The organism is Leptolyngbya sp. Cla-17, assembly GCF_016807185.1.
Classification (GTDB): domain Bacteria; phylum Cyanobacteriota; class Cyanobacteriia; order Leptolyngbyales; family Leptolyngbyaceae; genus ULC077BIN1.
On the sequence record NZ_JAEVYN010000002.1, the window covers coordinates 2,658,439 to 2,673,811 of the forward strand.

17 protein-coding genes and 1 pseudogene are annotated in these 15,373 nt (G+C 48.3%); 6 read left to right on the forward strand and 12 right to left on the reverse strand.

The window, feature by feature from the left end; all coding sequences use genetic code 11:
* Positions 1 to 78 precede the first annotated feature (78 nt).
* The 3 genes from JOY44_RS23160 to JOY44_RS33000 all read left to right on the forward strand — a co-directional run bounded on the left by JOY44_RS23160 (position 79) and on the right by JOY44_RS33000 (position 1,990).
* Positions 79 to 477 carry a DUF2141 domain-containing protein gene (locus JOY44_RS23160; protein WP_207211204.1) on the forward strand — a complete coding sequence of 133 codons (399 nt, stop codon included), beginning with the start codon at positions 79 to 81 and terminating at the stop codon, positions 475 to 477.
* Positions 478 to 520: 43 nt separating this feature from the next.
* Entirely contained in the window at positions 521 to 1,060 is a 540-nt protein-coding gene (locus JOY44_RS23165) for a fasciclin domain-containing protein (protein ID WP_171575754.1), read from the forward strand.
* 179 nt (positions 1,061 to 1,239) lie between these two features.
* A protein-coding gene (locus JOY44_RS33000) for an IS1 family transposase (RefSeq protein WP_415881111.1) occupies positions 1,240 to 1,990 on the forward strand; the annotation gives its coding sequence in 2 pieces (ribosomal slippage) (positions 1,240 to 1,497 and positions 1,499 to 1,990; 750 coding nt in all).
* A 14-nt stretch (positions 1,991 to 2,004) separates the two neighbouring features.
* On the opposite strand, the gene JOY44_RS23180 is transcribed toward JOY44_RS33000, so the two are convergent.
* From JOY44_RS23180 to JOY44_RS23200, 5 genes and pseudogenes are all read right to left on the reverse strand, one after another.
* Positions 2,005 to 2,517, reverse strand: coding sequence for a TIM barrel protein (locus JOY44_RS23180; RefSeq protein ID WP_197985704.1), 513 nt, complete (start codon positions 2,515 to 2,517; stop codon positions 2,005 to 2,007).
* Complete coding sequence (locus tag JOY44_RS23185) at positions 2,514 to 3,722, reverse strand: aromatic ring-hydroxylating oxygenase subunit alpha (RefSeq protein ID WP_171575755.1); 1,209 nt, start codon at positions 3,720 to 3,722, stop codon at positions 2,514 to 2,516. The genes JOY44_RS23180 and JOY44_RS23185 overlap by 4 nt, the downstream gene beginning before the upstream one ends.
* A gap of 393 nt (positions 3,723 to 4,115) precedes the next feature.
* On the reverse strand, positions 4,116 to 4,757 hold the full coding sequence (locus tag JOY44_RS23190; RefSeq protein WP_171571819.1) for an IS630 family transposase: 642 nt from the start codon (positions 4,755 to 4,757) through the stop codon (positions 4,116 to 4,118).
* On the reverse strand, positions 4,670 to 5,086 hold the full coding sequence (locus JOY44_RS23195) for a helix-turn-helix domain-containing protein (RefSeq protein ID WP_171571820.1): 417 nt from the start codon (positions 5,084 to 5,086) through the stop codon (positions 4,670 to 4,672). The genes JOY44_RS23190 and JOY44_RS23195 overlap by 88 nt, the downstream gene beginning before the upstream one ends.
* A 199-nt stretch (positions 5,087 to 5,285) precedes the next feature.
* Positions 5,286 to 6,184 (reverse strand): annotated as a pseudogene (locus JOY44_RS23200) (ABC transporter substrate-binding protein); the annotation flags it as partial.
* 564 nt (positions 6,185 to 6,748) lie between these two features.
* Between JOY44_RS23200 and JOY44_RS23210 the strand changes: the two are divergent.
* Positions 6,749 to 7,258 (forward strand): Lrp/AsnC family transcriptional regulator, encoded by a 510-nt coding sequence (locus JOY44_RS23210; RefSeq protein WP_171575757.1) that lies wholly within the window; start codon positions 6,749 to 6,751, stop codon positions 7,256 to 7,258.
* Here JOY44_RS23210 and JOY44_RS23215 read toward each other — a convergent pair.
* Complete coding sequence (locus JOY44_RS23215) at positions 7,245 to 7,415, reverse strand: hypothetical protein (RefSeq protein WP_171575758.1); 171 nt, start codon at positions 7,413 to 7,415, stop codon at positions 7,245 to 7,247. The two genes, JOY44_RS23210 and JOY44_RS23215, sit on opposite strands and share 14 nt — an antisense overlap.
* 289 nt (positions 7,416 to 7,704) lie before the next feature.
* Positions 7,705 to 8,655 (reverse strand): AraC family transcriptional regulator, encoded by a 951-nt coding sequence (locus JOY44_RS23220; protein WP_171575759.1) that lies wholly within the window; start codon positions 8,653 to 8,655, stop codon positions 7,705 to 7,707.
* 166 nt (positions 8,656 to 8,821) lie between these two features.
* Here JOY44_RS23220 and JOY44_RS23225 point away from each other — a divergent pair, with 166 nt between their 5' ends.
* Entirely contained in the window at positions 8,822 to 9,556 is a 735-nt protein-coding gene (locus tag JOY44_RS23225; protein ID WP_171575760.1) for an SDR family oxidoreductase, read from the forward strand.
* A gap of 47 nt (positions 9,557 to 9,603) precedes the next feature.
* A complete protein-coding gene (locus tag JOY44_RS23230; RefSeq protein ID WP_197985705.1) occupies positions 9,604 to 10,695 on the forward strand; it encodes an NAD(P)-dependent alcohol dehydrogenase in 1,092 nt (363 codons plus the stop codon).
* Positions 10,696 to 10,895: 200 nt separating this feature from the next.
* Here the strand turns inward: JOY44_RS23230 and JOY44_RS23235 are convergent, their stop codons facing one another.
* The 5 genes from JOY44_RS23235 to JOY44_RS23255 form a co-directional block, all read right to left on the reverse strand.
* Complete coding sequence (locus tag JOY44_RS23235) at positions 10,896 to 11,573, reverse strand: class I SAM-dependent methyltransferase (protein ID WP_171575761.1); 678 nt, start codon at positions 11,571 to 11,573, stop codon at positions 10,896 to 10,898.
* A 125-nt stretch (positions 11,574 to 11,698) separates the two neighbouring features.
* Positions 11,699 to 12,112, reverse strand: coding sequence for a hypothetical protein (locus JOY44_RS23240; RefSeq protein ID WP_171575762.1), 414 nt, complete (start codon positions 12,110 to 12,112; stop codon positions 11,699 to 11,701).
* Positions 12,113 to 12,173: 61 nt separating this feature from the next.
* Positions 12,174 to 13,247 carry an IS630 family transposase gene (locus JOY44_RS23245; RefSeq protein ID WP_171571797.1) on the reverse strand — a complete coding sequence of 358 codons (1,074 nt, stop codon included), beginning with the start codon at positions 13,245 to 13,247 and terminating at the stop codon, positions 12,174 to 12,176.
* Positions 13,248 to 13,514: 267 nt separating this feature from the next.
* On the reverse strand, positions 13,515 to 14,906 hold the full coding sequence (locus JOY44_RS23250) for an FAD-containing oxidoreductase (RefSeq protein WP_171575763.1): 1,392 nt from the start codon (positions 14,904 to 14,906) through the stop codon (positions 13,515 to 13,517).
* Entirely contained in the window at positions 14,903 to 15,184 is a 282-nt protein-coding gene (locus tag JOY44_RS23255) for a hypothetical protein (RefSeq protein WP_203032098.1), read from the reverse strand. The genes JOY44_RS23250 and JOY44_RS23255 overlap by 4 nt, the downstream gene beginning before the upstream one ends.
* Positions 15,185 to 15,373: the final 189 nt, after the last annotated feature.

Below are 15,373 nucleotides of genomic sequence, written 5' to 3' on the forward strand. Positions count from 1 at the left end.
TCCAGAAATATTAGCATGGGGACAAGAATGAGAAGTTCATCGATTGGGTTACTGTTAGTATCAACGTTGGCAGGATGGATGGTGACATCAACTGCGAATGCGGCTCCCAATAGCCGCTTGACCGTTGAGATTGGTGGATTGAGAAACCAAGACGGAACATTGTGTCTCAGTTTGTTTTCGAGCGAACAAGGTTTTCCGAATCAGAGCGATCGCGCCCTTGCTTTTCGCTGTATCCAAGCTGGAGAAACCTCAGCTACCTTTGATCAATTAGCTCTTGGTCGTTACGCGGTTGCAGTCATTCACGATGCCAACAATGATGGAAAGCTCAATACTGGCTTTCTCGGCATTCCCAAAGAAGGCTTTGGCTTTTCGCGTAATCCTAGAATTGCAACTCGTGCACCAAACTTCAGAGATACTGCCTTTCTCGTTTCAAGAGAAAGCACCAAGATCCAGATCAGTTTGAAGTATTTACTGTAAGCATCTTTCAGCTAACCCTGTCATTCCCAAGGAGTCTCTAACAATGAAATTTTCAAAATTAGGTCTTACGAGTTTCGCGATCGCACTGACCAGCTTTTCTATCAACCTACCTGTTCAAGCTTACCCCTCTGCCTCAAAATCTACATCAGTTCAAGCTTCCGCCAAACAGACAAACACGATCGTCGATATTGCCGCATCAAATCCTAACTTCAGTACGTTAGTTGCAGCGGTGAAAGCCGCAGGGCTGGTTGAAACGTTGTCTGGTCAAACGCAACTAACCGTTTTTGCCCCGACGAACGAAGCTTTTGCTGCATTACCCAAGGGAACGTTAAAGCAGTTGCTGAAGCCCGAAAATCGTGAAGCATTGAGAAAAGTGCTGACCTATCATGTTGTTGCAGGTGCATTAGAGTCAACCGCGCTTCGCTCTGGTCAGGTGAAATCGGTTGAAGGTAGTCCAGTCAATGTTCGGGTGATGAACAATCAAGTCAGGGTGAACGATGCCAACGTAATTTCTGCGGATGTGAAAGCGAGTAACGGCGTGATTCACGTCATCGATCGCGTCATCTTGCCTCCAAACCTGTAGATGATTGCTCTCTAAGAGACTGAGGAGCCTACTTCAGATTCATCAAAGTGGTAGGCTCCTTTTCTTAATTAGAAGCTGTTTGAAAAGTTTGAGGACAGCTTACCCAGCGTGAGTTGGTAATGTTCTAGACCTGTGGAAATGCGAGAATACAGACAGACGTTTATCCGTGAACTTACAGCATGGTTTTAGAACCTGTTCTTTGTCCTGATTGTGGAAGCAATAACGTGGTCAAGCACGGTCGCTCTGAGGAGAGCAAGCAACGTTATAAATGTCGTAATTCGGAATGCGCTCGCAGCACCTTCATTCGAGACTATGCTTACCGAGGCTACTTGCCCGAAGTCAAACAGCAGATTGTTGATATGGCAGTCAACGGGAGTGGCATCCGAGATACTGCACGAGTGTTGAAGATTAGTCCGACTACGGTGATTGAAGAGTTAAAAAAAAGATCGACATCTCAAAGCAGTCAATGAAGCTCGTCTAGCCCAGCTTGAACCGACTCAAACCATCGTCAAGCTGTGCCAATGGGAGGATGTAGAGGCAGAAGTGGATGAGATGGGTCGTTTTGTCCACTCCAAGCAACAGCAACGTTGGTTGTGGCACGCCATTGATCATGCAACAGGCGAAGTATTGGCGTATGTCTTGTCGAACCATCAAGACACGGCTTTTCTCGAACTCAAGTCATTGTTGGAGCCATTTGGAATTATGCAGTTCTATACGGATGGCTGGGGTGCTTATGAGCGACATCTGGAGCCAGCGTTTCATACCGTTGGTAAACACAATACTCAGACGATTGAGCGTAAGCATTTGACTTTACGGACTCGGATCAAGCGATTAGCTCGCAAAACTATTTGCTTTTCTAAGTCCATCTGGTTGCACGATGTGGTCATTGGACTGTTCATCAATCGCTATGAATTTGGCTTGCTGGTTTAGAGCTATCCACAGGTCTAGAACATAACCAAATCACAGGTGAGTTTCATAAGGGGAAACTCAAGCAGTAAATCTCTGGTAATCCAGGGATTGAACAGCGATCGCGCACGGTGTGTTTCAAAGCCAATCGCAATGTTAGCCTCTTGTTCAATCTCTAAAGCCTTGCCAAAGAAATCAACATTTTGCTGCCAAGACCAGGCATCACAACCACACATTGTTGAAACAAACATTGCCCCCATTTCTGTGGCATGTTCAACAGTCCAGCGTAAGTCATCAAGATGATCCTGAATGGTGCGATCGCGTTGGGGAATCCACCAATCTTTATCGGATGAAAAATCAATCCCTGTCGTGGCTTCGGCAATGTAGACTAGATTGTGTTCATCCAGCTTTTTACGATATTCGCGCCGTTGTTCAGTTTCTTTGGGAATTGGTCCCTCTAACCCATCAAATCCATCTTTGATAGTTTGTTCTATCAATTCATCTAAATCAGATGAACCCGTCCAAACAGATCGCAGGATCAGGAGTTTCATTGGTTGCTATCCGCTTGAATTTGCTGCGCTAGATACTGTTGAAATAGCCAAATTGGCATTTCCAAGTGTCCTAAAGGACCAGGTGAATAGAGTGAAGAACGTAGTCCTCGTTGCACAGCGGTACAGACCTCTACATCTTCCAGGTGAAATTTTCTGAGTGCAGCAATCTCTTGTTCCAATACTTGCTCAAACCCAGGCATCTCCTTACTTTCGGGCGTAACCAACAATGTGGTATGGAGAGTCATTTCACCGGCACTAGTGGGCAGTAGTAAATACCAATAAACCCGATCAGGACCGATAAACAGCAAGAAATTAGGAGTGCCAAGACACACAGAATATTCATAGTGATCGTCAGGCAGCAGGTTGCTTGGAGATTGAAAAACAGATGGAGAATTCCCTGCTTTCACCTGGTCTACGATCGATTTCGCTAAAGGTAAATGGCAGACAATAGTATTTACTAATGCTGGTTCTGTCCAGGTGCCAGCAGCAGGCATCATGGGTTCAAAGGTTTTGCAGTGAGTACCCAAATGGTGGTAGGGTTCCATAAAGTTTTCCACCAACACTTTCCAGTTAAATCGGCAATCCCACTGCAAATTTGCAACCATTTCCATACTTCCCATGTTCCACCGTTCTACATAGGGAAGTAGTTGCGCGTAGTGAGTGCTGACAGATTCAAGAGTGGCATCAAATGTGACAAAAACAAATCCCTGCCAAATTTCAGAGCGAAACGTGGGTAAACAAATCTTATCTCGCTCAAATTGCTGGCTCTGATGCATTTCTGGTGCACCGAATAGATGACCATCTAAACCGTAACTCCAGTGATGATATGGGCACAGAAAACTGCGGCGATTACCTTGTGCTGGATGCCCGAAACCCTCTGGCATAATGTCCATGCCACGATGGGCGCACACTCGCGATAGCACTCGAATTTGATCGTCTTTGCCATGGACAATTGAAATTGGCTCATCTAGTAAATCAAGATTAATGTAATCTCCTGGCTTAGGAACCTGGGAAATGTGCCCTACACAAAGCCATTGCTTCTTGAAAATATGCTCGACTTCCCACTGATAGAAATCTGGAGCAGTATAGGCTTGAGCTGGAAGAGCAGTCGCACATTCTAGAGGTCTAGCGGCAATGTACTGAATCTTTTCCTGAAGTTCGGTCAATCGCACTCTATCTGCAAGCTTCGTAGTTGGTACCAGCATTAGAATTCATCCCCTTACTGATTGGAATCAAAACCAAATTACAAATCAATCACACTTACATTGCGTTTATCGAACTTTAATCGACAATAAACAGTAATATTCTCATTTTTAGCACAGGTTTAAAACGAAAACCTTTATAATCAACGACTTTTGTTTGAAAAACGCAATATAAAAAGAGGACTATACTGGAATTTCTTAGAGTGATCTCCTCTTGCACTAGTCGTAACAAGCATCCGCGAATGAATACCGAGATGGTTAGGCAAGTGCATTAAAATACACTCAAATCCTTGTCCAGTCTTCTACTCTGCGAGAACGCTGCGCGAGTAGAAGACTTTCACCCATTAGCTTGCAGGGTGTTGATGGATGAATACCGATATACGGCGGATTGCAGTGTTAAGAGGGACAGTAACAGCAGTGTGCAAACCAGTTGTGCAAATGTTGAGGATCTATCAAATCCATCGCTGTGGCAATGAGGGTATCTACCCTTTTCGAGGTTGTCGGCGAGAACTGTCTTAGGAAAGCCTTTAACTGTGACCACCAATGCTCAATCGGATTAAATTCGGGAGAGTAAGGAGACAGATACAGAACCTTCGCTCCAACCGCCTCAATTAAAGGTGCAATGGCTTTTACCTTGTGAGCAGGCAGGTTATCCATGACCACGACAGCCCCTTTCCACAGTTGAGGCACAAGACACTTTGAGACGTACACCTCAAAGACAACCGCGTCCATCGACTGATCTATCGTCATCACAGCCAGCACCTTTGAGACGGTAATCGCGCCCATGACACTCACCTTCTTGCCCCGATAAAAAGGTTTGAAGTCATACGCTCGTTCCCCAGGTGCAGCACGGGCATGGGTTCGCATGAGTCCCAGTAGAACACCCATCTCATCGAGAAACACTAAATCTTTGAGTTCTATACTCGTCACCTGTGCCCAGTACTCCTGTCTCAGGAGTTGGACTCGTTCGCTGGTGGCTTGGCTGGAGCGGAGCGTTTTTTTTTGCGCGGTAAATTGAGTCTCTGAAAGGTTCGGCACATAGTACTTTGGCTAACCCATAGCCCAGTCTCATCAAAGAGTAGCTCACAATATTCCGCTAAGGTCGCATCGCGCTGGTTCTCGAAGATCGCCACTAACTGGTCTTTGTGCTCCATCACAGGACTCACCGAACCACCCTGCTTATGGGGAACGACGTGACCTTCTGTGCGCTTCTGAATCATCCATCTCTCGACGCAACTCTTGCTGACAGCAAAGCGGGCAGCAACTTTTCGGATCGAGCTATCACCCTTCTCCATAGCACTTACAATCTTCTCTCGAAAGTCTATGGAATACGGCTTCATTTTTGACCCAACGTTGTAATCCTTCATTGTCCTCTATCTGACTGCAATCCGCTGTAAGAGTTGGCAAAAACATCGGCGCTACCCAATCCCCATAGCTAGGATCGTCCACAGCAATAACGGCAAGGCAAGAGCAATGGCAGTCAGCACCAATTCAAGCCATTTTGGAAGCTTCTGTCGAATCCAAAAAAAAAGAAGGCTTTAAATAGCGTCAGTGACAAAGATGCACTCACACTGTAATCCCTTTAAGGAAAGAAACATCTATCACAGAATCAGCATTAACTGTCTTTGTCATCAAGCCTGCTTCTAGCCAAACCTTTTGCGCTTGAGCAAAACCTTCAAAAAATGGAGCTGAACTATTTCCTTGTAACCCAAAATAGGTAGCGTTTTCCGGGTAGTCAGCATACTTGCATCCTTTCAGCATCTCACTCAGTTCTTGGTCAGAGACTCCTAATCCCTTCGCAATTGTAGAGTTAGCTTGAGCCGGGTTGGTTTTCCAAAATTTAACGGCATCAAACCAGGCTTTAATCACTCCATTGACGGCATCTGGATTTGCTTTTGCATAATCACTGTTAGCGAGCAATAAATCCAGCAATAGCCCTGGCTTTTCACGAGTTGTCACCAAGACATGGGCATTGGGCGACTGCTTTGTCGATGAGGATAGATAAGGTTCCCACGTCACGGCAGCTTTTGCCCGTCCTGCAGTAAACACCGCTGCGGCATCACCAGCCGTTGGCATAAACAGCATCTGTACATCCTTAGCAGTCAAATTCTCTTCCTTCAACATGGAAAGCAAAAAGAAATGTGAAGGCGATCCTTTTTCCACAGCGATCGATTGACTCCGTAAGCCTGCAACCTCGGTAATATCTTTGCTGGAAACAATGCCGTCTGCCCCGTAAGAATCATCTAGCTTGAGGATACAGGTAGCGGGTAGTCCGTGAGCTGATTCGATACGAACCAGTCAAGCGTCGTGATAGAAAACTGCACTTCTTGTTTTGCCAATGCAGTCCGACGGGGAGCAGCATCCTCAATTTTGAGAATCTCTGCATTTAGCCCGTATTTCTCAAAAAATTTCTGCTCTTTCGCTACGAAAAAAGGTCCGTAACCCACCCAGGTCAAAATAGCGATTTTAATGGGTTTTAGGGCGTTGGATTGTACTGACGGTGCAGTCCCAGATATATTTGTACAAGCTGCGATCGCACTTGTAGTTCCAGAGATCGCACCATACTTAAGAAATTGACGACGTTGCATCACTTTAGAATCCCTCTAATAATTCGGAGCAATCATGTAGTAATTCAAAGACAGTTCAAATCTCAATGACTCATGTCCTGAATTTCTACAAGCCTAAGTACTAGTCAGAGAGCGGAAAATTGCTTCGTAGAAACTGCTTATCAGATTAAGAGTATTCCTGACTTAAAAATGTACTCAAAATATCAAAATCGCATTTTAATAGCCAATTTGATACGAAAAACTCTAAATTTTATGAAGAAAATTTGTTTATTTAAGATTTTTGACAGAAGAAATACGAATATCGAAATAAAATGTGTTGACTTGCACAGAGTTAATAGAAAGAGTTAATAAGCTGATGATTTCGATCCTCTACTTCAGAGTGTTGGCTAAAAGACTTAATTCCACCACTGTTACGCAGCCAGATATTATGCTGAACAAAGTTTATGTTGCGAAATTCGTACTATGTCTGATGAAGGTGAGAATAAATTTCAAGGGGATGAAGATACTCAGTTAGACCTAGACGAACTTGATGTTGAAATTGTTCAATTGCTGCACAAGGATGGGCGGACGGCATTTACAGAAATTGCCAAGAAAGTTGGTGTATCAGAAGCAACGATTCGTAATCGCGTTCAACGATTAACCAGCTCTGGCGCAATTACTATTCAGGCATACTTAAATCCAAACAAGTTAGGCTTTCGCAACATTGCGTTGATTGAGTTGAAGATGGCGGATCTGGATCGAGCACAGACGATCGCATCTGAGTTAGTTGATCAAGACTCTGTAAGCTACGTTGCTTTTGTAGCAGGCAGCTACGACTTATTTGTAGAAGTCACCTATGACACAAACGAGGGACTACTTAATTTTCTAGCTGCTTTAAGAGCAAAAACTGGAGTCAGCAATTGCGAAACGGCAATTGTCCTTAAACTACTCAAAACTCAATATTCATTCCAAATTAGGTCTACCAAAACTTAGGTATAGCGCGACGATTTAGGAGTAAAGTCAGCGGGGTGGGCGACTGCTCCGCTGAGTTTAAACCCTGATAGGCTCCCCAATAGGTAGCTTGATTGGCTTCATCAGTACGGTTGGTGAATGCTGGTTCGGTCTCGTAAATCAAAATCGCGTATTGCATGGTTGACTCCAGTATCGGCTTTGTAGAAAAGCATTTGGTTGCCTTCTGTATCTATAACGAGTGAGGTTTATCCATTTCGACAGTACCGCAGGTTTTTCTCAATCTTTTTTTGATTGTGCTTCCGATGCCTTACTAGCAAATGCTCTTATTTTATGAGTTTTCAGGCTAACGACCAAGATAAGCGGGCGCAAATAACCGTTAAACTCAAACAGCCAAATCTCAGCGTTCCGGTGCACTGACTTGTTAGGTGGCGATCGCGTTTGGTGTAGCTTCAACCTACAGACTATGTTCAGGCTATCCGTAAATGCTCAATGTCCCGGATCGGCGGAGCACCAAACATCCGAGCATACTCGCGGCTGAACTGTGAGGCGCTCTCATACCCCACCTGATAGGCAGCATTAGACGCATCGGAGTTTTCAGCAAGCATCAGGCGACGCGCTTCTAAAAGTTTTAATTGCTTTTGATATTGCAGCGGACTCATGGATGTCACGGCTTTGAAGTGGTGATGAAACGAGGAGGCAGACATTTGAGCTTGTCCAGCCAGATCCTCAACTCGCAACGGTTGTGCGAAATCAGCTTTGAGCCGTTTTATTACTGCTGCAATCCGCTGCATATTACTACCCGATGTGGCAATTTGGCGCACCGCTTTGCCTTGTTCACTCATTAAAAGGCGATAGTAGATTTCACGAATGATTAGCGGTGCCAGGATTGGAATGTCTTGTGGTGTATCCAAAAGCGTTGTCAGTCTGAGAACGCAATCGAGCAACGGCATGTCAATCGTACTCACAAACAAGCCTCTCACCGCGTTCTCTTGCTGACGCTGAATCGCGCTGGTTTGGGTAACCAGGTCACACAGTTGACCGGGGTCTAACGTGAGCTTAAATCCCAGATAGGGCTTGTCGGGGGTCGCCTCTGTAATAAATGCGCTTAACGGCAAATCAACTGAAACAAGCAGGTATTGAGCGGCACCATACCGATAGATTTCCTCATTAAGCAACAGTTCTTTTTTACCTTGAACGAGAATCGCAAAGGTCGGATCACAGACACCGCGGAGTACCGTGGCAACTGAAGATTCTCGCTGCAATTCCAATTGAGCGATCGCGGTTTGATGAAACCCATCCCCTTTGCCATCCGTGTGACGAGTGATGAGGGTCGCCAATTCTTGGCACTGATTTGCAATTCTCTCCGAGATGTGTACCGGCGCATCTCGATTGATGACTGAGCTGATTTCAGTTGTCATGTTTTTACCGACTCATTGAATCATGCTCCAATCAGCATTATAGAGCACCGATAAAAGCTCAGTTTGGAGGATTAGGCAATAACCTCCGAGGTTTGTGTATTTAGCATTCTTGCTTTTACTTCTACTGTGAACACATGCAGACCAATCAATCAGGAAAAATGACTATATGTTAAGCGTTGACAACAAAGTGGTCGTCGTGACTGGAGCCAGTAGCGGCATTGGCGAAGCAACCGCTCGATTGCTGGCTCAAAATGGTGCAAAAGTTGTTTTAGGGGCGCGACGGACGGAGAAGCTCGGCAAGATTGTCGATGAAATTCGTGCTCAAGGAAACACAGCAGAATTTAAAGCGGTAGATGTCACGAATCGTGAGGATATGAAAGCATTCATTCACTTTGCCAAAGCTAAATTTGGTCGCGTGGATGTGATTTTTAACAATGCAGGCGTAATGCCTCTATCGCGGCTGAATGCCTTGAAAGTCGAGGAGTGGGACAGCATGATTAATGTCAACATCCACGGCGTCTTGAATGGCATTGCGGCGGGACTGCCGATCATGGAAGCACAAGGCGGTGGACAATTTATCAATACTGCGTCAATCGCCGCACATATGGTCGGGCCAACCAGCGCTGTCTATTCCGCCACAAAATATGCGGTGTGGGCAATCTCCGATGGGCTGCGTCAAGAGTCAAAAAATATCCGTGTCACTCTCATCTCTCCTGGCGTCGTCGAAACTGAACTTGGCTCTGATATCACGGATGATGCCAGCAAAGGGTTTTTACAAGAACTTCGCAAGACTGCACTCATGCCAGAGGCGATCGCCAGAGCCGTTTTATATGCGATCGCTCAACCTGAAGATGTGGATGTCAATGAAATCATTGTTCGCCCGACCGCAAGCGCCCTCTGAAGCATTGCCTATCCATTTTCTTCAGATCACATTCAGGAAACCAGCAAATGTCAGAAACGACTAAGCAGAACACTGCGATCAATCTCTCTTACGGACTTGCGGCTCTCAGCCAAGGCGAGCGCCTCGTTCCCTGGACATTTGAGCGTCGGCAATTGCGACCGACTGACATCACTGTGAAAATCCAGTTCTGCGGCATTTGCCACAGTGATCTGCACGCTATTCGAGGGTCGAGCCGCTTTCCACTCGTGCCAGGTCACGAGATCGTGGGCGAGGTGACGGCGATCGGCACGGATGTCACGAAATTCCGAGTCGGTGATGCAGTGGTTATCGGCACGATAGTCGATTCTTGCGGTCATTGCTCATCGTGCCAACGCCAGCTAGAACAATATTGCCTGGAAGGGGTGACTACTACCTATGATGGCATCGACAGGCATGATGGCAGCATCACGCGCGGCGGGTACTCCAGTGACTATGTCGTCGATGCCAAGTTTGCCTACCACCTCCCCGCCGGTCTCGACCCGGCAAGTGTCGCTCCGCTACTCTGCGCGGGGGTAACCACTTGGTCACCCCTACAGCATTGGAATGTAGGGATCGGCAAGACAGTTGGGATTGTTGGATTGGGCGGTTTGGGTCATATAGCGGTGAAATTCGCACGCGCGCTGGGAGCTTATGTTGTGCTGTTTAGTACCTCTCCAGATAAGCTTGCCGATGCCAAGGTGCTGGGAGCAGATGAGGCGATCCTATCAACCGACGAGACGCAAATGGCAAATCAAGCCTCTCGCTTCGATTTCATTCTCGATACCGTTTCATCTCGTCATCCCCTCAACCCCTATCTGCGATCGCTCAAACTTGACGGTACGCTCTGCTGCTTGGGCATTCCCGCAAATCTGGATTTCAGTCCCATTTTCCTGACACTGGGACGGCGACGGCTGGTAAGCTCAGGGGTGGCAGGTACGCTTGAATCGCAGGAGATGCTGGACTTCTGTAGTAAGCACGACATCTCTGCTGATGTCGAAATTATCTCTGCTGCGGCTATTGAGGATGGGTTTGAACGACTCGATCAAGGAGAGGTACGCTATCGGCTAGTAATCGACATGTCTACGCTTGATGTGCCAGTCGGGACTATCGCCCTATCTTGATTGTCACGAGATTAAAGCAAGTGGTTCGCTACCTTGCTTGCAACGGGCAGCAGAATTGCACCTAAGTAGGTGAGATGTCTCCACCAAAAGACAGAGCAGCCTAACGTTCTTGGTCACCGGACGTAGATAACCTTTGCAACTCAACCGACTATAGTAAAACGTTCCGGTGCAGAGCGGTTTTATCTCGCTGTTAACGATTATCAGTCCGGTTTTTGGCCGGAGTAGACGGCAAAGCGATAATTTTTATACCAACAGTCCACATGAACAAAACCCACTTCGGACAGCCAGTTGAGTTGGTTTTGCAACGTAGCTGTTTTATCGGCCTTCATGCGCTCGATAGCAATTTCTATATCGCGGTCAGTGCAACCTTTGGCTTTAGTACCGTTGAGCCAAGCCTGAGCATATTTTTCTTCGTTCTCCAGTGTGCTGCCTAGAGTTTGGTCTGCATTGATGAAGTAGCCGCCATTTTCAAGAGCATCATAAATCTTTTGGAACACGCCCTTTAGCTTCTCCTGCGGTGTGTGATGCAACGCCAAAGCCGACACCACAACATCGTATTTCCCAATGATTGGCGCATTGATAAAGTCCAAAGTCGAGTACTCGATGTTTGGATTTGAGTTGAAACGCTCTCGCGCCTTGCTCAACATTTCATCTGAAATGTCGGCCAAAGTGATAGCAGCCTTTGGAAAAGCCGCCGCAACCAAGCCGGACAACAGACCTGTGCCAGCGCCGATGTCAAGTACTTTGATGTGGGCTTGGCTCTCGTGAGGAATGAGGCCGAGAGCGGTGCTATAAAACTCATCAAAACACGGAATGTATTGAGACCGAGTACGATCGTAGTCTTGTGCGGCAGTATCGAAAAGAGCTTTGATATTCACGATTGCAATGTTGCCATTCCCGGTAGAGTTGCGCGCAGCGAGATAACGCCAGGCATGGACCCGCCCGCTGATGCCCTTGATTGTATATGACAGCCTTCGTGTCGCGGGTCAGGTGCATCCCGTTGTTAGGCGGCATGTGTCTCGCGAACAAAATCCTCACGGGCTTCGGTCAGGTAGCGAACCGCCTTCTCACGATATCGCCATGACTTCGTACCTTTAGGCATTCGACTAAGCCAGTGGCTGTTAGGTCCCGCGCTCATCCCGCGCTCCGTCGATAGCCGCCGGGTTGTCGGCAAAATCTTGCGCGATAGGGTTGCGACGCAGACATCCAACTCGGCCAAAGAGGCAAAGCGGAACGTAAAGCCATCAAACTCCACGCAATACACCGGCCATCCCCGACCAGGCAAGGGTTTCGGTGCAGGCGGGTCAAACTCCTCAGCGTTGTACCACGCCTTACCGTCTGCCTCAACGTGAACCCAGAAGGTCATCGGCTCATGTCGCGCCCATGACTCCCGATATTCAATCCAGTGCTTCTTCATGGGCGATATGTGTAAATGCCACCTAATACGGAATTGCGGAAGGCAGTACTTTTTGACCAGATTAAATTGCTTGAATCCAATCAAAGCCCACTTTGCCTTGAACTATCACAGGATGCTGCATCAACCATTGGCACCGCTTGACTAAGACATCCTCTAAAGCATCAAGATTGTCAAACACTTGATTAGCGATTGCTTCGCGCAGCAAAGACCAGACACATTCAGTGGGTTGCAGTTGGAGGGTATAGGGCAATAGCGGGTAGAAGAAAATGCCGGGGGGCACCTGAAGTTTTTGGCTCATATGCCACGCGGCCTGATCAACCAATAGAATGATCAACTGCTGACGATGGGGATTGACCTGAGCCGCAAATAGCTCTAACGCCATCTGCATCATGGAGACATTGGCACGGGGCAATAAAAGGAAGTAGCTCGCTCCAGTGGCAGGATGGACAAAACCATAGGTGTAGACCCATTGATAGCGGCGAGAATGATGCGCTGATGGGCGTTCTCCTATGGGTGCCCAAACCCGCCTGACAATGGGTTGCAAGCCTAATCGAGCTTCGTCTTCCGCCCAAATTACAATCTCCCGATTGGGAAACAACGAGCGCAACCACGCCACATGACCTGCTAATCCTGCTTTGAACTCTGCTTGCTGCTCAAGGGTTGCGCTTTGATGATGCACCGGACGCGGCACCTGCAAGCTCAACCCCAAACGTCGTAGATACTTCCAGGCTGTTGAGGGGTGTAAGCAAATGCCAAAGTAGGTTTCGATATACTCCCCAACTTTCGGTCCACTCCAGAGTCCGCCATCATCCGGGGCACTCTGTAAGCGTTGCCGCAATAGCCGTTGCTGTTCATCACTTAAAGCCAACCGATTGCCCCCAGGGTTCAAGCGTTGCCGATTGACTAGTCCGACCGCACCCTCGGCGTTGTAGCGACGGGCAATTTTCCGCACTCCACTACAACTGAGTCCACAAATCTCAGCGGTTTGTTCGATGCTCATCGGAGTCTTTGGATGACTGAGCAATCGAATCACCAACCAACGGTTTTTCTCGCCAGCATCTTGGCACTGAACATACCGCTGAGTTAGATCTGCGTAGTCTAGATGAGGGCTAATTTGAGTGCGGGGTCGAGGCATGGACAGAGTACCTTTTTCATCTTGCTAAATGATACTCCCCTACTCAATTCCGTATAACGACCCCAGCCAGCGGTGGCTAGTAACCTGAACCTTAGTACCAGCAGCGTTCAAGAGGCCGCTGCACTTGGTTTGTCAGTCTGTTTTAGACTTAGACATACTTTAGCGCTCGTCTAAACTATGAGCGATGCAATAACATCCCGATTAAACCACTCTTTTGTGGTGGCAAGCGCTAAACCAAGGTTTTTGACACTAGCATTGCAGATGTAGTTACGTTACAAGCAATGGAAGTGGCTGCATTTCGCCCAAAACTGTGGGAATAAGCTCAGATACCGTTGGATGAATGGGTACAGCCCCTTGCAGGGTGATGTAGGGCTGGTCAGCATTCATCATATCAAGCAGTCCGTGAATTGCCTCATCGCCACCTGTACCCAGGATTGCCGCACCGAGAATGCGCTGGGTCTCGGCATCGACCACAATTTTTATAAAGCCCTGGGTCTCACCCTTCTCAATCGCGCGACCAACTCGCGTCATCGGTCTTGTGCCCATGAGCAGCGGGCGACCGGAAGCTCGCGCCTGCCCCTCTGTCATGCCAACGCGTCCCAGTGGCGGATCGATATAGAGGGCATAACCGAGGATGAGATCGCTCACCCGTTTTGCAGCACCGTCAAGTAGATTAGCAGCGACGATCTCAAAATCGTTGTAAGCCGTATGAGTGAATGCACCCCGACCATTGCAGTCGCCCAAGGCCCAAATACCAGGTACATTTGTGCGGAGCTGATCATCGACCGTGATATAGCCATAGGTATCAGTTGTGACCCCAGCGAGATCGAGACCCAGATCGTCGGTGTTAGGCTGGCGTCCAACTGCAAGCAAAACATGGCTGCCAATCAGTTCGGGTTCCCCCTCGGCACAGTCAACACGCACAGCCACTCCCTCAGGATGGGGCGCAAAGGCAATGCACTCAGACCGCGTGTGAATCTGCACACCTTCAGCTTCGAGAATATCTCGGATTGCGGTAGACACATCCTCGTCTTCGTGAGCAACGAGGCGCGGACCTTTTTCAACTACTGTGACTGCTGACCCAAAGCGGCGGTAAATCTGGGCAAACTCCAGCCCGATGTAGCTACCTCCCACCACCACTAAATGGCGTGGGAGACTGTCCAGCGCCAGCATAGAGGTATTGGTCAAATAATCAACCTCTTGCAGACCGGTCATCTCAGGCACTCGTGCCCGTCCCCCAACATTGATGAAAATTTGCGGCGCGGTGAGGAGTTCGTCGCCAACCCGCAGCGTGTTCGCGTCCTCGAAGCAAGCCTGCCCCTGGAACACCGCCAAACGTTCCATACTGCGAAGCCAAGCCTCGAGACCATTCCGAGAGTTTGCCGCAACGGCGTCAGCACGCGCCTTCACTTGCTTCATATCAACATCGATCTCCCCCGCGATGATCACACCATAGTCGGCAGCGCGGCGAGCAAGATGAGCGGCATAGGCACTAGCGACCAGCGTTTTAGTGGGTGTGCAGCCCGTGTTGACACAGGTGCCGCCAAACAGATGTCTCTCAATTAGCGCTACCCTCATTCCCGCCGCAGTCAGCCGCCCAGCTAGCGGTGGGCCTGCCTGACCGGCACCAATAATCAGGGCATCAAAGGACTGACTCATCGCAACATTCCCACCACTGATATTGCGCCGATGATGGCGATGACATCTTCGATCAGCGCCGCCGGTAGGTCACGACCAAAGGCAGTGGCGAGCCGAGAACGCATCGCTGCACCACCTAACGTGCCAATCACCGCACCGATAATGCCTGCCACTAACCCGCCTAAGAGCGTGCCACCATTGACCCCTACCATGGCTCCCGAGAGTGCACCGCTGACAAGGCGAGCCCCAAACTGAACAGGTACTTTGCGGCTTGGCGTGGAAGGCAGTTGATCTGTCACAAATTCGCCCAAAGCCAGTACGGAGAGAATCCATGGCGTGAAGCGGTAGCCCATAAAAGCGAGCCAGCTCCCGCCGAGATTGAGGTAACCCAGATAGGCTGCCCAACTCATTGCAGCGGGCGCAGTCATGGCGCGCAGACCCGCAATAATGCCTATAACCAAAGCAAGGAGATAAACCATCGCATCCAT

Bases quoted from the DNA above. Each gene is read 5' to 3' on its own strand.
- JOY44_RS23185 (WP_171575755.1), bottom strand. From the start codon at position 3,722: ATGCTGGTACCAACTACGAAGCTTGCAGATAGAGTGCGATTGACCGAA.
- JOY44_RS23160 (WP_207211204.1), top strand. From the start codon at position 79: ATGGTGACATCAACTGCGAATGCGGCTCCCAATAGCCGCTTGACCGTT.
- JOY44_RS23245 (WP_171571797.1), bottom strand. From the start codon at position 13,247: ATGCCTCGACCCCGCACTCAAATTAGCCCTCATCTAGACTACGCAGAT.
- JOY44_RS23240 (WP_171575762.1), bottom strand. From the start codon at position 12,112: ATGAAGAAGCACTGGATTGAATATCGGGAGTCATGGGCGCGACATGAG.
- JOY44_RS23250 (WP_171575763.1), bottom strand. From the start codon at position 14,906: ATGAGTCAGTCCTTTGATGCCCTGATTATTGGTGCCGGTCAGGCAGGC.
- JOY44_RS23210 (WP_171575757.1), top strand. From the start codon at position 6,749: ATGTCTGATGAAGGTGAGAATAAATTTCAAGGGGATGAAGATACTCAG.
- JOY44_RS23230 (WP_197985705.1), top strand. From the start codon at position 9,604: ATGTCAGAAACGACTAAGCAGAACACTGCGATCAATCTCTCTTACGGA.
- JOY44_RS23220 (WP_171575759.1), bottom strand. From the start codon at position 8,655: ATGACAACTGAAATCAGCTCAGTCATCAATCGAGATGCGCCGGTACAC.
- JOY44_RS23195 (WP_171571820.1), bottom strand. From the start codon at position 5,086: ATGAAGGATTACAACGTTGGGTCAAAAATGAAGCCGTATTCCATAGAC.
- JOY44_RS23165 (WP_171575754.1), top strand. From the start codon at position 521: ATGAAATTTTCAAAATTAGGTCTTACGAGTTTCGCGATCGCACTGACC.
- JOY44_RS23225 (WP_171575760.1), top strand. From the start codon at position 8,822: ATGTTAAGCGTTGACAACAAAGTGGTCGTCGTGACTGGAGCCAGTAGC.
- JOY44_RS23180 (WP_197985704.1), bottom strand. From the start codon at position 2,517: ATGAAACTCCTGATCCTGCGATCTGTTTGGACGGGTTCATCTGATTTA.
- JOY44_RS23215 (WP_171575758.1), bottom strand. From the start codon at position 7,415: ATGCAATACGCGATTTTGATTTACGAGACCGAACCAGCATTCACCAAC.